General features: G+C 48.6%; 20 protein-coding genes. 8 read left to right on the forward strand and 12 right to left on the reverse strand.

Annotated elements, in window-relative coordinates; translation table 11 throughout:
• The first annotated feature begins 16 nt into the window (after positions 1-16).
• Positions 17-1,681: a thermosome subunit alpha gene (gene thsA, locus L0665_RS08820; protein ID WP_274925316.1), complete on the forward strand. Its 1,665-nt coding sequence runs from the start codon at positions 17-19 to the stop codon at positions 1,679-1,681.
• A 457-nt stretch (positions 1,682-2,138) separates the two neighbouring features.
• Complete coding sequence (locus L0665_RS08825) at positions 2,139-2,510, forward strand: hypothetical protein (protein ID WP_274925317.1); 372 nt, start codon at positions 2,139-2,141, stop codon at positions 2,508-2,510.
• A gap of 2 nt (positions 2,511-2,512) precedes the next feature.
• Here L0665_RS08825 and L0665_RS08830 read toward each other — a convergent pair whose 3' ends face one another.
• The 9 genes from L0665_RS08830 to L0665_RS08870 all read right to left on the reverse strand — a co-directional run bounded on the left by L0665_RS08830 (position 2,513) and on the right by L0665_RS08870 (position 8,998).
• The gene (locus L0665_RS08830; RefSeq protein ID WP_274925318.1) at positions 2,513-3,634 is read right to left on the reverse strand and encodes a PEGA domain-containing protein; all 1,122 of its coding nucleotides are present in this window, start codon (positions 3,632-3,634) and stop codon (positions 2,513-2,515) included.
• Between the two features lie 258 nt (positions 3,635-3,892).
• The gene (locus L0665_RS08835; protein WP_274925319.1) at positions 3,893-4,138 is read right to left on the reverse strand and encodes a 4Fe-4S binding protein; all 246 of its coding nucleotides are present in this window, start codon (positions 4,136-4,138) and stop codon (positions 3,893-3,895) included.
• On the reverse strand, positions 4,135-4,662 hold the full coding sequence (locus L0665_RS08840; RefSeq protein ID WP_274925320.1) for a 2-oxoacid:acceptor oxidoreductase family protein: 528 nt from the start codon (positions 4,660-4,662) through the stop codon (positions 4,135-4,137). Before L0665_RS08840 ends, L0665_RS08835 begins: the two co-directional genes overlap by 4 nt.
• A complete protein-coding gene (gene porA / locus L0665_RS08845; RefSeq protein WP_274925321.1) occupies positions 4,662-5,768 on the reverse strand; it encodes a pyruvate ferredoxin oxidoreductase in 1,107 nt (368 codons plus the stop codon). Before porA ends, L0665_RS08840 begins: the two co-directional genes overlap by 1 nt.
• Positions 5,762-6,640, reverse strand: coding sequence for a thiamine pyrophosphate-dependent enzyme (locus L0665_RS08850; RefSeq protein WP_274925746.1), 879 nt, complete (start codon positions 6,638-6,640; stop codon positions 5,762-5,764). The genes porA and L0665_RS08850 overlap by 7 nt, the downstream gene beginning before the upstream one ends.
• A gap of 89 nt (positions 6,641-6,729) precedes the next feature.
• Positions 6,730-7,293: a hypothetical protein gene (locus L0665_RS08855; RefSeq protein WP_274925322.1), complete on the reverse strand. Its 564-nt coding sequence runs from the start codon at positions 7,291-7,293 to the stop codon at positions 6,730-6,732.
• Entirely contained in the window at positions 7,290-8,018 is a 729-nt protein-coding gene (locus L0665_RS08860) for a PAS domain-containing protein (RefSeq protein WP_274925323.1), read from the reverse strand. The genes L0665_RS08855 and L0665_RS08860 overlap by 4 nt, the downstream gene beginning before the upstream one ends.
• Entirely contained in the window at positions 8,015-8,602 is a 588-nt protein-coding gene (locus L0665_RS08865; protein ID WP_274925324.1) for a chemotaxis protein CheC, read from the reverse strand. Before L0665_RS08865 ends, L0665_RS08860 begins: the two co-directional genes overlap by 4 nt.
• A gap of 30 nt (positions 8,603-8,632) precedes the next feature.
• The gene (locus tag L0665_RS08870) at positions 8,633-8,998 is read right to left on the reverse strand and encodes a response regulator (RefSeq protein ID WP_274925325.1); all 366 of its coding nucleotides are present in this window, start codon (positions 8,996-8,998) and stop codon (positions 8,633-8,635) included.
• A 138-nt stretch (positions 8,999-9,136) separates the two neighbouring features.
• Between L0665_RS08870 and L0665_RS08875 the strand changes: the two genes are divergently transcribed.
• Together L0665_RS08875 and L0665_RS08880 are read left to right on the forward strand one after the other, a co-directional pair.
• Positions 9,137-10,003, forward strand: coding sequence for a hypothetical protein (locus tag L0665_RS08875; protein ID WP_274925326.1), 867 nt, complete (start codon positions 9,137-9,139; stop codon positions 10,001-10,003).
• Positions 10,004-10,098: 95 nt separating this feature from the next.
• The gene (locus L0665_RS08880; protein WP_274925327.1) at positions 10,099-10,806 is read left to right on the forward strand and encodes a hypothetical protein; all 708 of its coding nucleotides are present in this window, start codon (positions 10,099-10,101) and stop codon (positions 10,804-10,806) included.
• Here L0665_RS08880 and truA read toward each other — a convergent pair.
• Together truA and L0665_RS08890 are read right to left on the reverse strand one after the other, a co-directional pair.
• Complete coding sequence (gene truA, locus L0665_RS08885) at positions 10,803-11,591, reverse strand: tRNA pseudouridine(38-40) synthase TruA (protein ID WP_274925328.1); 789 nt, start codon at positions 11,589-11,591, stop codon at positions 10,803-10,805. The genes L0665_RS08880 and truA overlap by 4 nt on opposite strands.
• Positions 11,588-12,274, reverse strand: a complete 687-nt coding sequence (locus tag L0665_RS08890) for a CehA/McbA family metallohydrolase (RefSeq protein WP_338036431.1) — start codon at positions 12,272-12,274, stop codon at positions 11,588-11,590. The genes truA and L0665_RS08890 overlap by 4 nt, the downstream gene beginning before the upstream one ends.
• Before the next feature lie 31 nt (positions 12,275-12,305).
• On the opposite strand from L0665_RS08890, the gene L0665_RS08895 reads away from it, so the two are divergent.
• Entirely contained in the window at positions 12,306-13,718 is a 1,413-nt protein-coding gene (locus L0665_RS08895; RefSeq protein ID WP_274925748.1) for a dihydropteroate synthase-like protein, read from the forward strand.
• A gap of 15 nt (positions 13,719-13,733) precedes the next feature.
• On the opposite strand, the gene L0665_RS08900 is transcribed toward L0665_RS08895, so the two are convergent.
• Complete coding sequence (locus L0665_RS08900; RefSeq protein ID WP_274925329.1) at positions 13,734-14,198, reverse strand: universal stress protein; 465 nt, start codon at positions 14,196-14,198, stop codon at positions 13,734-13,736.
• 117 nt (positions 14,199-14,315) lie between these two features.
• Between L0665_RS08900 and L0665_RS08905 the strand changes: the two genes are divergently transcribed.
• The 3 genes from L0665_RS08905 to L0665_RS08915 are packed head-to-tail and all read left to right on the forward strand — an operon-like array spanning position 14,316 to position 15,373.
• Complete coding sequence (locus L0665_RS08905) at positions 14,316-14,687, forward strand: Mov34/MPN/PAD-1 family protein (RefSeq protein ID WP_274925330.1); 372 nt, start codon at positions 14,316-14,318, stop codon at positions 14,685-14,687.
• Entirely contained in the window at positions 14,684-15,136 is a 453-nt protein-coding gene (locus L0665_RS08910) for an FAD synthase family protein (protein WP_274925331.1), read from the forward strand. The genes L0665_RS08905 and L0665_RS08910 overlap by 4 nt, the downstream gene beginning before the upstream one ends.
• Positions 15,137-15,151: 15 nt before the next feature.
• On the forward strand, positions 15,152-15,373 hold the full coding sequence (locus L0665_RS08915) for a hypothetical protein (RefSeq protein WP_274925332.1): 222 nt from the start codon (positions 15,152-15,154) through the stop codon (positions 15,371-15,373).
• Positions 15,374-15,404 lie beyond the last annotated feature (31 nt).

Genomic DNA, 15,404 nt, shown 5'->3' on the forward strand with positions numbered 1-15,404 from the left:
GCATTTGGAGATAATTATGGCAGCAAATCTTGGAGGCCAGCCGATTTTCATTCTGAAAGAAGGCAGCCAGAGAACCCGTGGCCGCGATGCACAGAGCTCTAACATCGCAGCCGCAAAGGCCGTTGCAGGCGCAGTCCGCACCACACTCGGTCCTAAAGGCATGGACAAAATGCTCGTTGATACTATCGGTGATGTCGTCATCACAAACGATGGTGTGACCATCCTCAAAGAGATGGACATTGAGCACCCGGCAGCAAAGATGATGGTCGAAGTCGCAAAGACCCAGGACGATGAGGTCGGCGACGGAACAACAACCGCAGTTGTTGTCGCAGGAGAACTCCTGAAGCGTGCAGAGGATCTCCTCGAGCAGGATGTTCACCCCACCGTCATTGCACACGGATACCGCCTCGCAGCAGACAAGGCACAGGAACTGATCAAAGAGATTGCAATTGATGTGAGAGCTGACGATATTGAGATGCTCAGAAAGATCGCTGACACCGCAATGACCGGCAAAGGGGCAGAGGCTGCAAAGGAAAAGCTCTGTGAACTTGTCGTCCGCGCTGTCACTATGGTCGCTGACGAAGACAATACCGTTGACATGGACTTCATCAAGGTCGAGAAGAAGGTCGGCGGCACAATCAATGACTCTGAAATCATTGAGGGTGTTGTAATCGATAAGGAACGTGTCCACCCCGGCATGCCAAAGCTTGTCGAGAACGCAAAGATTCTGCTTCTCAATGCTCCGGTCGAGTACAAGAAGACTGAAGTTGACGCAGAGATCTCCATCACCAGCCCGGACCAGCTCCAGATGTTCCTTGACGAAGAAGAGAGGATGATCCGTGGAATCGTTGACAAGGTCATCAGCTCCGGTGCAAATGTCCTCGTATGCCAGAAGGGTATTGATGATATTGCACAGCACTACCTTGCAAAGTCAGGTGTGCTCGCAATCCGCCGTGTCAAGAAATCTGACATGACCAAGCTCTCCCGTGCAACCGGCGCATCTGTTGTCTCTTCCATTGATGCAATTGAAGCGTCTGAACTCGGTGCAGCAGGTCGTGTTGAAGAGAAGAAGGTCTCCGGAGAGGAGATGATCTTTGTGACTGACTGTATCAACCCGAAGGCAGTGACCCTCATTGTCCGCGGTGGCACAGAACACGTTGTCGATGAACTCGACCGTGCACTGGAAGACGCACTCCGTGTTGTCTCTGTTGCAGTGGAAGACAAGAAGTTTGTCGCTGGCGGCGGTGCACCGGAAATTGAGCTTTCCCTGCGCCTCCGTGAGTACGCAGCAACTGTCGGTGGTCGTGCACAGCTTGCAATTGAAGCATTTGCAGCAGCACTTGAGATCATTCCCCGCACTCTTGCAGAGAATGCAGGTCTTGACCCCATTGACATGCTTGTAGAGCTCCGCTCTGAGCACGAAGCAGGCCGCAAGACCGCTGGTCTTGATGTCTTTGCAGCAAAGGCTACTGACATGCTTGTTGCAGGTGTCATTGAGCCAATGCGTGTAAAGACCCAGGCTATTTCATCCGCAGCTGAGGCTGCTGTGATGATTCTGCGTATTGATGATGTCATCGCCTCCTCCGGCGCCGGCAGTGGTCCTTCACCTGAAGAGATGGCTGCAATGGGCGGCATGGGTGGAATGGGCGGCATGGGTGGAATGCCACCTGGCATGATGTAATCACTACCCATAATATTTTTATTTTTTATTTTTTATTTGGGAAACGCACAGTATAGCACACTGTATCGGTTTTTCATGGCCTTTGTGAATCTGAGGATGTGTCCCCTAAAATTTGGCAGAAGGATGAATATTCTTTATTTATGAGGTTTTCTCTCTTTTAAAAACTGAATTATGCTGGTATTTCAGAAAATTTTGGGATGATAATTACCCCAACCGATGGTGCATGGATCTGATTGTTGAGGGTGGCATGTGACTTTTTGTGTTCATTATGCTGTTCATATTTATCATCGTAGCAGAATGCATGTGAGGGAATAATGAAGAGTAATCCTAGGATTTTTTCTGATATTTATGTCTTAATTGTAAATCAAACACTTTTCGTTCGTCTCTGAATTTTTTGGATCCCGTTCTCACTCCCCTGCCGGGAAGCTATTTATAGCGTGCATGTATATTTCCTCGTATGACAGAGGATTTCATCCGGATGCGATATCCGACCACCTGTTACAACTGTGGCAAATTGGTTGATCAGGAGATCACTGCCTCTTCTTCACGGTCAGAGGTTGTCTGTTCAAATTGCGGGGCAACACGAATATTTGTCCCGCGGTTTGAAGAACCGGCCTCACCCGGCGAATTTGCTCCTGTCGAGTGCTATGATGTATGGGATCTCCTGTCTGATGCGACGTGCAAAAAATGTCATGTCACCGGGCCGCATCGCCTGATAATTGGATGCAGAAATTTTTCAACCCACTGTGAAAATTGTGACTATACCCATTTTTTCCGGTTTGATCTGGAGTATATTCCGGACCGTGACGGTCCGGCAGATACCCAATAATCTTACATTTTCCTGTACCACTTGTGGGTGACAAACAGAGCAGCTACAAGCAGTGAGAAAATCGCAGGGAAAACAGATGCGGGTGCAAATTTAGGGTCTGGGAGGCGCTGCATTGTAATATTAAATGATCTTTTTTCTCCTCGTGAGAGCACCACTGACCCCTGATACTCCTGGTATCCTTCATACATTAGTTCCACCTGGTGTGCACCCGGGGTCAGGTCAGTTACGGTATTTGGTGTGGCCCCCTGACTTATCGAATCAATGAATATTATTGCCCCTGAGGGTGATGATATGAAAGAAAGGGTACCTGTTCTATTCATTTGTTCTTTTCTGAGTTTCTCTTCTTCTTGTAAATTATGCTCTTCGATTGATATGAGGGAGAATGTTACGGGTGTTACTATGCCTTCTGTGACATTGACTGATTTCGCAAGATCTATGTACCCTTCCTTTTTAATCTCAATGAGGTGTGAACCTGTCGAAATGCCGCCAGTCCTCATGGGTGTTATACCATATTTCCATTTGTCCAGGTAAATATCAGCACCATCAGGGTTGGAATTAACCGAAAGAATTCCGGATTTATATTTTTTTTCAAGGCATGCGTATATATTACAGGTAGCATTTCCGGAAACAACTGCATTTGTTGACCATGTCTCATACCCCTGGAAGATAAGTTTTATCCTGTATGTCCCAGGTTCCAGTCCTGTTATTGTCTGTGGGGTTATTCCGTGCTCTTTTTCATCAATAAAGAGTTTTGCCTGTGAGGGGGATGATGATACAGAGAGCTTTCCGTTTTTTGATATCAATGGGGACAGGGACAGAAAAACGGATCTGTGCTGCATATCACCGGCAATTTCCGGAAGATCTTCTGTAATGGTTCGATATCCATTATTTATGGCACTGACTTGATAGTATGGTCTTTTATCAGGAGATACGACACGAACTGTCAGCATTCCGTTTGAAATTTGACCCATGTATTCATCATCAAAAAATATGGCCGCTCCGTTAACATCCAGATAGATATCATAGAAAGATAGCACGTCTGCTGTTTCCCCCATTACCTGGGTTGTGCAGCAGAGACATAACAGGAGGGTGATTAAGAGCAGGTAGGTGTAGTGAGATGGCATTCTGATCAATGCACGTAGTATTGTGCTCTCTATTTATTTTTATCCCATAATGGTATGGTTCAGGATGTCATTGCTATTATACCTTCTATCGGTATCTGTTCTATTGCATGAATCCCACTGGATGAAGTGATATACAGGCGTAACTGCTATATTGAAGGATACCGATAAGGGATAGCAAAAAAAGGTTTTGTCATCCAGGGTACCTGAAGGTGAGCAGGTGATATGGATGAACTGTGGAAAAAAAGATAAAAATGGTGTTTAGTCTTCTTCCCGTATCATGGTGAGGGCCTTTTTCGGGCATTCTTCAGCGCATATCCCACACCCTTTGCAGTAATCAAGGTCAATAACGAGATCGACACTGATGGCTGCGTCAGGACAATACAGGCGGCAAAGGCCACATTTATTACACTTTTCCAGGTCAATTTCCGGTCTGAAGGTCCGCCATGTTCCTGTTTTTCCTGCTGCTCCTTCTCCTGGACGGGAGATTGCCAGTTTTGCGCTCATATCTTCAGCTCCTCGTAGGCACGCAGTGCCGCTTCAACATTTCGTTCGTCCCTGAATGTTTCCGCAATAACCTGTTTTGCCGAATCCTGTGATATAATTCCCATTTTTGCAATGGCGCCTATGAGTGGCGTGTTGAGAATCGGGTTTCCGGCAAGCACCAGATCAAGGGAAAGGGAGATGCTGGTCAGGTCAACCGGGTAGGTCTGGTGCCCTTCCACCTCTGTCCCTCCCTGGCTGTTGATGAAAACTTTTCCCTCCGGTTTTATTCCATTCAGAACATCCACCAGCTGCATTATGGATTCATCAAGGACGATGACAAGGTCAGGGTTTCTAATCTGTGAGTAGATCCGGATGGGTTCGTCATCAATACGGATGAACGATACCACTGGTGCACCACGGCGTTCAGCACCGTAAAGAGGTGTTGCTGTGGCATATTTTCCGTCCAGGAACGCTGCATATGCTATCAGTTTTGCTGCGGTTACTCCGCCCTGTCCACCACGTGAGTGAAGGCGTATTTCAAACATCAGTCATCCACCCCAAACCAGTGTTCTGTGCCCGGACGTCGTATCCTGACAAATTCTGCAATATCATCATAGGTCACTTCCTGTCCGCCAAGCCCTGCAATCACACTGAATGGCTGGCAACCGGATTTTGCCTGCAGTTCACCTGCAAGTACACCGCCATACCCGAATGAGTAGTCACGGTCAATGACAACCACGTCTTTACCATTGAGTTCAGGGGTAATGAACGGTCGGAACCAGCGCATACGAATCGCGCCGGCGCGGGTTCCTTCTTCACGGAGAATATCAACTGCGACTTCCATCTCTTTTCCGAGTGTGCCCATCGCAATGATGACCACATCTGCATCTTCGCAGCGGTATTCCTCATACAGGTGGTATTCACGTCCGAAGCGGCGTGAAAATTCAGCTTCTGTCTCAACAATTACCGGGATGGATGCCTGCATTCCACGTTCGATATCATGACGGAACTTAAAGTGTGTATTTCCGGGTGTCAGTGTGCCGTATCCGCCGGGATTATTGATGTCAATAGCGTGGGGGGTTGCAATTGGCGGTATGAAGTCACCCGGCTCAACAGTCTCAAATGTCTGGGTGATATGTGTCAACAGGAATCCGTCAAGGTTGATCATTACCGGAAGGAGTACATCTGTATGCTCTGCAATCCGGAATGCCATCAGGGTGGCGTCATATGCTTCCTGTACGGTAGATACATAGACCTGCAGCCATCCGGTATCACGCATTGATATCGAGTCTGAATGTTCTGCACCGATATTCCACCCGGGGCCGAGTGCACGGTTAGCATTCGCCATCACTATCGGGAGTCTGGCCCCTGCTGACATATGCATCATCTCGCACATGTAGACCAGTCCGTGTGAACTGGTTGCGGTAAATGTCCGCACGCCGGTTGCTGCAGCACCAATGCAGGCTGCCATGGATGAATGTTCTGATTCAACCGGGATGTAGCGTGCGGCAAGGGAGCCTTCTGTTACAAAGTTTGCAATCTCTTCAACGATCTCTGTCTGCGGAGTAATGGGGTATGCTGCAACAACAACAGGTTTTGCGTCCCTGACTGCCATTGCCACCGCTTTGTTGCCTGTTCCGAATGTTAGCATATTCCATCAACCTCCCGCTGGAGACGGGCAATTGTATCCTCGACCGTTTTCTGGACCTCTGCTGTTTCTTCAGCAGTTATCTTCCTGAAACGTCCCTGTACGGATAGATAGTCCTCTACCGGGATGCGCTTCTTCATCGCTGCCTTTGAGGCTCCGGTGATGGTGAGTTTACCGTTCTCGCGTTCATACAACACCCAGAGACCTGCCTTCACGGCAAGTTTTCCCATCTCAACGGTTTTTTCTGAGGGGAAGCGCCAGCCTGGCGGGCATGGTGCGAGAATGTGCATGAATTTTGGACCCGGAATGGAGAGTGCCTTTTCCACCTTATTGTAAAGATCCTGTGGGTAGGCGGCACAGGCGGTTGCCTGATACACCGGATTGTGTGCTGCCACAATCGCGTCCAGATCTTTTTTGTGGTCTTTTTTGCCCCCCGGTGTGGTGGTGGTCACTGCACCCAGTGGGGTTGCGCCGGAGCGCTGCATACCGGTGTTTGAGTATGCTTCATTATCGTAGCATATATAGAGGAAATCAGTCCCTCGCTCGAGTGCACCGGAAAGTGCCTGTATGCCGATATCAATCGTGCCGCCATCACCGGCGTAGCAGATTACGTTTGTCTTTTTTCCCTCTGCACGGAATGCCTCGCTCATTCCTGATGCAACAGCGGCAGCAGAAGCAAATGCGACATTGTAAACGGGCAAATTCATCGCGGTTGTGGGGTAGACTCCCTGTATCACGCTGGTGCAGCATGCCGGGATTACAAGCACCGTATCCGCTCCTGCAGCTTTTGTCACATAGCGCAGAATGAGGGATGACGGGCACCCTGCACACGCAGATGTGGTTTTGAGTAAAAACTCTTCATCAGGTATGGCCATGGTATCCAGTCTCTTCTTAAGGTATTTCACATGAATAATAATGAAGTATTGGTTTGGTTCTGCATGTAAGGCAGATGCCACCCCATGCATCAGTCCTCAGCAGGAAGCGTAAAATCAATAACTTCGTCAGTGAAAGTGGAAAGATGTGTCATCAGTACCGGGTTGAGGCCATTTTCAACAGCAACGAAGAATCCTGGCATGCCAAGAATTGCCAGTTTGCTTGTCATAAAATGGGAAAACTTGGAGATATCTTCGGATGAAAGGTAAATAAGCATAGTACTGATGCTGTCTAAGATGACGCAGACCTTTATGCCTGCAAATTCTTTCAGCATCTCGCTGATTGCTACACTGAGATTTGTGAGATTCCGTGGGTTGTTGATGAATACCGCACGGTCAATGTCCTCTGGCAGTGTCCCAAGCGCGTATTTTGAGACTGCATCAATGAAGATTATAGTCTCGAGGTTAATGTTGTTCTTTAGATACGTCCGTTTCAGGATGGGTGACGGCTGATTGAAGGTAATCATGATTATACGGTATTTCAGGAGCTGAACTTCTTTTACAAGGCGAATATTATTCTCCTTCAGTGTGGATGCTGATGAAAGTACCAGAAATGAATCCCCTTCGTCCAGTTTTTCCGCAGTAATCCGGTTCATTTTTGAATCATATTCCTGTATGCTTTAGGGATCTCTGTCTTTCCGGCTATGATCGCTTCATTAAGCTCCCGGAGGTTTTCAACAACAGTAGATGCCACCTGTATCTGAAGTTTCACGATGGTTTTCATCTCTTCTGTGTCGCAGTCTCCCCATTCAGCTTCACGCAGAATTTCCCTGAGACTTTCTTCAATCAGGGAGATTGGTGTTTTCAGCCGTACCGTTGCTTCAGATACATAGGCGAGAAGGTCTTCGTTTGCTACATTAAGGTCATATTCCGCTTTCTCTCTTTTCTCCATTTCAATGAGTGCGGTATCTCTCATCTCACGGTATGCCTTTATTTCCTCCGTCAGACTTGTCACGTCTTCACAGACAAACATCGCGTAATATCCTGAAGGATGCTCTAGTGGCAGTACTGTTGTCTGCTGTTTTTGCATGGTTCCGTCCGGGAGGCGGGCGTCAAAGATATATGAGTGGATTTGTGATGAAAATGTGACAGGGGGACTGCCGGTGAATATGTTCCCGAGTCTGTCCTGGAAGGAGGCTCTTTTTATCCGGGGAAAATACTCTCTGAGATCCATTCCGGTTAGTTCACCCTTATTTTTTCCAGTCCACTGTTCCATACAGGAGTTCCAGAAATGGACTGTGTAGTCCCTGTCGATGATACAGACTCCAACCGGGAGGTATTCAAGGATGTTCCAGATAGTCTCACCGGAAATCACTGTCATGATGCAACTCCCTCTGATTGTCCTATTTTGGTGAGAATTTTTTCGAGAGATGAAAATTCAAGAAGCATCATAATGTAGCCGTCAACATCTATCTGGCTGACCCGAAACCGTGTATTTACGATAATGACAAGCATCTGCCCGTCAATTGCAATGTTTTTGAAAAGAGACTGGACAGTCCCTTTCTCATATCGGGGTGGTGTATAGGTGATTCGTTCGTGGAGGATATTTCCGATGGATCCCATCACACCGTTGATGCAGATATTGCCTACTTCTTTCAGTGTCTCTTCCATCATCACATCCAGTTCCGGTTTTTCGAACTCTTCTCCTGTGATAGCATAAACGAGGGCGGCAGCTCCTTCTGTATTGAAGACCAGTGCTGTAGATCCGGTTATATATCCGTTGAAAGTAATTCTCACTGCTGACGTAACAGATCCGTTAAGTGATGCTGCATGGCTACTGAGTTCTTCCATGCGTATCAGTTCAACCACCGGCACTTCAAGAATCACCCTGGACTGGGCCAATTCATTCAGTATCCCTGCTGCTCTGCCGATACCAATATTGATGAGTTCTCTGAGGGTATCCATGCCGGATTCAGGGTTGTCATCCATCACGAATCAGCTCTGGGTGCCAAGATGTTCTCTAATAGCTGCCTTCACTTCATCGTGGTCAACCGGTTTGTTCAGAAATGCCCGCGCCCCTAGTTTCAGGCAATCATTGCGTGTGATGTCCTGTATGTCCGCTGTGATGACGAGAATTGGAATGTCAAGGCCCTGTTCTCTGGCATCCTTCAGGACTGCAAAGCCGTCGTAATCCGGCATCAGGAGATCCAGAAAAATAAGGTCTGGTTTTTCTTCGGTAGCAATTTTGAGGCATTCGCGTCCATTTGCCGCTTCTAAAGGGGTATGGCCGTTTTTCTCGACGATTGAAGTCAGAATTCGCCTCTGAAACAGTGAATCGTCACATACAAGAATAGTACCCATCCTATCTAACCCCCGATAATCTGTTAGAAGAGTTTATTATAGAAATACATAAATATACGGGTGAATTCCTAAAATCGGCAATGACTCAGCATTTTATATACCTTACATTCCTCGAATAAGATAAGGTGTTTTACAGCAATGAGCCTGGACTCTGATGATACTGGCATACCGGATCGTTCTGAAGACGGTGCCCGCAGAAAGGCAGACGCTTCAGTTGTGCTTAACCAATTGCGGGGAAATACAGCACGTGAAAAGGGTGATTCCGGATATCCCGGTGAACATATTAATTCCGAAGAAATCATGCCACCTGCTGATACGGCGCCCCGTGATGAGATTCCCCCGGATACTGATGAAATCCGTCGAAAACTTGAGAATGATGACGCGGATCAGAAAATTCGTGATCAACTTGCAAATGCACAGGTATGGGAGGAAAAGCAGAAGGCTATTGAACAGGAGCGTGCCCGCCAGAGAACAGAAATCGAACGGGAGATTGAAGCAGATACGCGGAAACAGTCAGTTGGGAGATGGAAACGGATTGGGATTGTCAGTGGTGTCATTCTCATCCTGATTATTGCTGCAGCAGCACTCACCTTCTCAGTACAGCCAAATCTTCCGGCGACACAGGACTCTTTTCCATATGTCAGTTCCTATAATGTGAGGATACCACAGGGTGAACCCGTTGAATTTGCCGGAATTCCGGTGACGGTATCCGGTTCGGGGGACAAGGTAATTGTCAGCATCAGCGGTGGCCTGGGGACAGAAATTGGTGTCGGTGACAAAATAACTCTCTCATCGCCCAAACGGATGGTAATACAGATATTTGGTGTCACGCTCTTTGACAGTGATTATCAGATTGTCGCAAAGTTCCGGGGGTATGTTCCTGCAACTAGCCAGAATGATTTTACCGTTGCACTGCTGACAACCCGTCCTGTGCCGGAATGGGCCATTGGTGTCATCATGCCCGACGGAGTCGATGTCAATCCCATTAGTGGAGATGATTTTTGAGTCATGAAATATCCAATACTGCTCCTTTTCAGGTATTAATAAATAGAGTGAATACGCTGTTTCATATACAGGATAATATGAGGATGGATTAGAAAATGGCTGAAGATAAAGAGAATAATGTGTCCCCACCGTCCGAAACCCCCGGTGAGGCAGCACCACGGGAAGAAGAGGTGCAGAAGGAAACACCTGTTGCCCCTTCTCCCGATGCTGCGGTAATATCTGAAGAAGAGCGGCAGAAGATCATCGGGGAAGAACGCAGGCGGGTAAAAGAAGAGCAGAAACTCCAGGAAGAGGCAGTTAAAACCTATAAAATGGACCATAAAAATGACCGGAAAAAGAAATTTGGATTTTTTAAAGGTCTGCTTCTTCTGATCGTACTCATCGTTGCAGCAGTGGCTGTGGGATACCTCACCTTCGATGCCTACGGGAATCAGAGTCCCTGGGGGAACAGTTACCCGTATGTAGCAACGTATGACGTTCTTTTGCCAGACAGTTCTGAAGTATTCTTCGGGAATGTGCAGGTCCTTGCGGTCAGTTCAGGCAATGATGTGACACTGAAAATAGGAAACGAACGCCAGATACTTTCCATCGGAACACCGGTGGAGTTTCAGCCTGCTCACATGACAGTGAAGATGTATGGTCTCATCTGGCGGGAGAATGATTATCACCTGACAGTTACGTATCGTGGTCTGGTGCAGAATCAACTGGATTTCCTCATCTCTGCCCGCACTTCAGAACCTCCCATGTCATCCTGGATGACCGGGCTTATTGTTCCTTCCAAGGCAACAGTGCGACCGGTTTAATCCAGAAGTATATTCACTTTTTTCATTGTTTCAAAGAACCTTACTCGTTCTCCGGATGCTTCCAACATTTTGCAGCCACTCTGAAGTGGGGTGAATGTGATGCCACAGTCGATATCCCAGAGGATGAGTCCTTCCGGTGGTGCGGGGAGAAGGTGTCGCATACCGGGCGCTGCGGTGAGTAACGCTGTTATATCATCTGTTTCCAGTTCATTTCTCCCCACAGATGTCAGGGATGCAACGACGCAGCGCACCATATTCCAGAGGTACCCGGTGGCCGTGATTTCATAGACAAAAAATCCATCTTCAGCACTGATATGCGATGAAAAAATGGTTTTTTCCGGATTTTTTCCTTTAAGGCGGGAGAAATGGGTGAAATTATGTTTCCCCAAAAAAAGGGCTGCTGCCTCCTGCATGCGGGCAAGGTCTGTTGAACCGTCATTATACAGGTAATATCGGTAGGTACGTGTCTTTGCATGGTACCTTGGATGAAATGAGTCACCTGTCTTAGCCCAGCCATTACACCAGCAGTCTCCCGGTAAAATACGGTTCAGACGTTCTATTGCACGATCCGGGCGTGAGGTGGTGAAGGCACAGATCTGCCGGCGTGCATGGACACCACGATCAGTTCTGCCTGAAAATGCAAATCCGGCTTCGCGCCAGTCATCAAAGAGGCGTAATCCCCGGCAGGCGTTGATGACTTCCCCTTCCACAGTTCGGCTGCCGGACTGCATCTGTGACCCATAGAAATCATCCCCGATGTAGGCAACCTGAAATGCCAGTCTCATCGGTGAATCCGCCGGGAAATTCTGCGTTTAGCACCACGCATAGACTGACGGGTATAGGTACGCAGCGGTGTCATCCGTCCATGAATGCTGCACCGTCCTTCACGGATGGCTTCAAGAATTGCAGGGACTTCAGGTGCTGCGTCAATGAGTGTGATACCGTATCCCACATATCGTGCATTATGGGCATCACTTCCTGCAACACAGGGTTTTCCGGACTGTGCAGCCTTTCGGGCCGCTTTCCTGTTTGCGGAACCCGTGATGTAGCGGCTGTTGAATGATTCAACAGCGTCAACCATTGCAATGGCGCTTTTCATTTTCAGGGCGGCGCCATGACGCCATTTGTGGTATGGATGTGGGATAATGCAGAGCGCTCCTGCTGCATGTGCCCGTTCAACACTCTCAACAAATCCCAGATCCGCGGGGATTCTCTCTGTGATGCCAAGGGCGATGAGGTGGCCGTCAGCAGTAGATATTTCGATTCCCGGGATAACCAGCACCGGTGAATCGCATTTCATGGCATACACTGCCCCGTCAGTGGTGTCATGGTCGGTGATGGCTATGGCATCAAGGCCCCGTTCTTCCGCCCGTTTCAGGCACGCTTCTACACTACTCTCCCCATCACGAGAGTAGTTTGTATGTACATGCAGGTCACATTGCAGCATCAGATCAGTACCTTTTTTCATTCATGGCTAATTAAAGTGAATCGTGATACGTATGCGGGTACTGCTTCCAACAGGGACAATTGCGGAAAAAATCGTGCGCAAGGCAGCGGCTGGGTTTGATGCCAATGTCATTGTTACGGGTGTTATTGCTTCTTTCCTGACCCCGGAGAAACTTCTTGCGATAGCGCGGGGGGGTGACTATGATGTTGTTATCACATCAGGAATGTGCACTGCGTCTTTTGCCCTGGTAGAAGAGGAGCTTGGGATTCCGGTCTATCGTGGGCCCCGGCATGCAGCAGACCTCGGGATGATGCTACGCATGCTGGGAAGAATGGAATTTTCCCGCACGGTGCCTGCCGATGAATTTCTCACCCGTATGCGAGAAGAAGAGGCACGAAACCACCTGAAAGAGATGGAGGAGGGGGCATCCTGTGCCATTACGGTTCGGGGATGCTGTATTGGCGGGACATCGCGGATGAAGGTGCTTGCTGAAATAATGGATGCCCACCGTGTGCCTGATATCCGTGCTACAACAGAACGATATCTGGCGGCAGGTGCTGATATCATTGATCTTGGCTTTGGGTTTGATGCGACTGTTGAAGATGTCAAAAGAGTCTTTGCCGCATTGCGGAGTCTCCCTGTGCCGCTTGCCGCCGATACGCAGGACCCGTCTCTCATTCATGCCGCCCTTCCTGATGCAGATATCATCCTTTCCCTGCAGGAGGAAAATATTCCTCTTGTGGGGGCTGCTGTGGCGGCTGCAGGTGTGGCAGCAGTTGTGGTGCCTGGTGGTGTTTCTCTTGCAGAGAATATTCGTGCGGCAGAAGCGGCAGGCATCTCCCGTATCATTGCAGATCCTCTGTTGCAGCCCGTGGGAAGTGGCCTGGTCTCCTCTCTTTTATCATTTGAGGATGTGGGTTATCCGCTCTTTTTTGGGGCGGGAAATGTCACTGAACTCATTGATGCCGACTCTGTGGGAGTGAATGCCCTCTTAGCGGCGATGGCGCATGAGTGTCACGCGGCTGTCCTTTTTACCAGTGAACACTCCGAGAAGACACAGGGCAGTGTGCGGGAGATGCGGCGTGCAGCAGAGATGATGGCACTCATGGGTGACCGGCCGTATCCGAAGGACCTTGGGCTCTCTCTTTTCTGCATCAAGGAGAAACGGCGACGGCATGAACCGGCGATTCCACGGGAGGTGACGCGTGATGTTTCATATGTTCCCAAAGAACTGGTATTTGATCCCTGTGGGAACCTGAGAATTGGTATTGAGGGGGGGTGGATCATTGCCGAACACAACGGGACTGCCTTCCGGGGAAAAAAGTGGGATGAGGTATTTTCTGCCATCCTTTCTGATGGGAGGGTCTCTCTCATGGATCATGCGGGCTATCTGGGAAAAGAACTCTATAAAGCAGAACTTGCGCTCAGATTCGGACGGAGTTTTGAACAGGATGGGGATTTTTAAATCCCATATTGTGCTTTATTCTTCGGGGAGTGCGTGGACAACGAGTGTTGCTATGGGGCTTTGTGTGACAACCGAGGTGCTCACGCTACCGAGGAGGAACCGCTTTGCCCTGCCCTTCCCTGCTGATCCGAGGATTATAAGGTCCGCGTCTATCTCTTTGGCTGTCTCGATTATCTCGTCACGAGGGTCTCCGATGACCATATGAGGGGTAATCTCGATTTCTGAATCCTTGGCTATTTCTTCTGCCTCTGCAAGCATTTCTTCTGCTTCACGCTCAAGCATGCCGATCCAGTGCTCTGAACGGGGTTCAACGACACCAATTTGAGGGTCAACGATGGTGGATGCGTAATACCGGGGGTTTACCACATAGATGACATGAATTTTTGCGTCCCAAAGGGGTGCATTGGCGATTGCCGTTTTCAGTGCCTCACGACCAAATTCTGAACCGTCATATGCGACGAGTAGTGTTTTAAATACCATTCTCTCTTCTCCTGTCTGATATCCACTATATATTCTGTGCAATAATCAAGATATCTACCTGATTGGTGGGTATTATGATACCATTATTTGAGGGGTATGCCAACATATATGACATAAATGGAGATTCGTGGCATCAGAAAAGAATGTCTGGATACCCTACGGGCTGTTGGGAAAAGCCAGTATCCGAGGGAATTTGTGGCAGTCCTACGGGAGAGAGACGGAATTATTGAGGAGTTTGACCTGGCACCCGGAACTGTTGTCACTGAGCAGAGTGCCGGTTTTTCTCCTGAGATGATGCCGCTTGATGTCCATGCGGTGGGAAGTGCTCATTCCCATCCGAGCGGTGCTCTGCGGCCGTCTGATGCAGATTTGCGTTTTTTTGGGAGAATGGGGAAGTATCATCTCATCTTCGGCCCCCCATATGGTGAAGGCGACTGGCGGGCATTCCGTCGCGATGGGACACCTGTTTCACTTGAGGTGATCGAGTGAAGCGGGTTGTTGCAACCGGTACGTTCGACATTCTTCATCCGGGTCATATCTACTATATGGAAAAGTCCCGTGAACTGGGGGACGAACTGCATGTTATTGTGGCCCGTGATGTGAATGTGCGCCACAAACCGGCTCCGGTTGTGCCGGAAGAACAGCGGCTCTGCATGATCCAGTCCCTTGCAGTGGTGGATAGTGCCTGTCTTGGGGATACTGAGGACATGTTCCGTCCCATTGAGGAGATTGATCCTTCCATTATTACGCTAGGATTTAACCAGCATTTTTCAGAGGATTCTCTCAGAAAAGCTCTCCGTGACCGTGGTATTGATGCAGAGGTTGTCCGAATCGGTGCCTATAACGGTTCGGGGTATGCCGGCTCACGACTTATCATGAAGCGGATTCTTGAGACCCGTTGTCCTGGTGAGGATGGAGAAACTGATAATACGGACTGAGGAGGAGATGAATATATGGCTGATACAGAAATGAGTAAGACTTCGGAAAACACTGAACAGACTGAATATGATACAGTGACCTGCCATGCCTGTGATGGGGCAGGCTGCGTATATTGCAACAAGACTGGCTCTGTTGAAGTAAAAAAGCCGGCAAAACTCTGTCCAAAATGTGGAGGCGACTGTTGTATCTATTGCGGGTATACCGGATGGGAAAATCCCCGCGGAAAATATGATTAATTTTTAAGGTATTTTCTCATTTTTTTAAATT

This window comes from Methanogenium marinum (assembly GCF_028912405.1).
Lineage (GTDB): Archaea > Halobacteriota > Methanomicrobia > Methanomicrobiales > Methanomicrobiaceae > Methanogenium > Methanogenium marinum.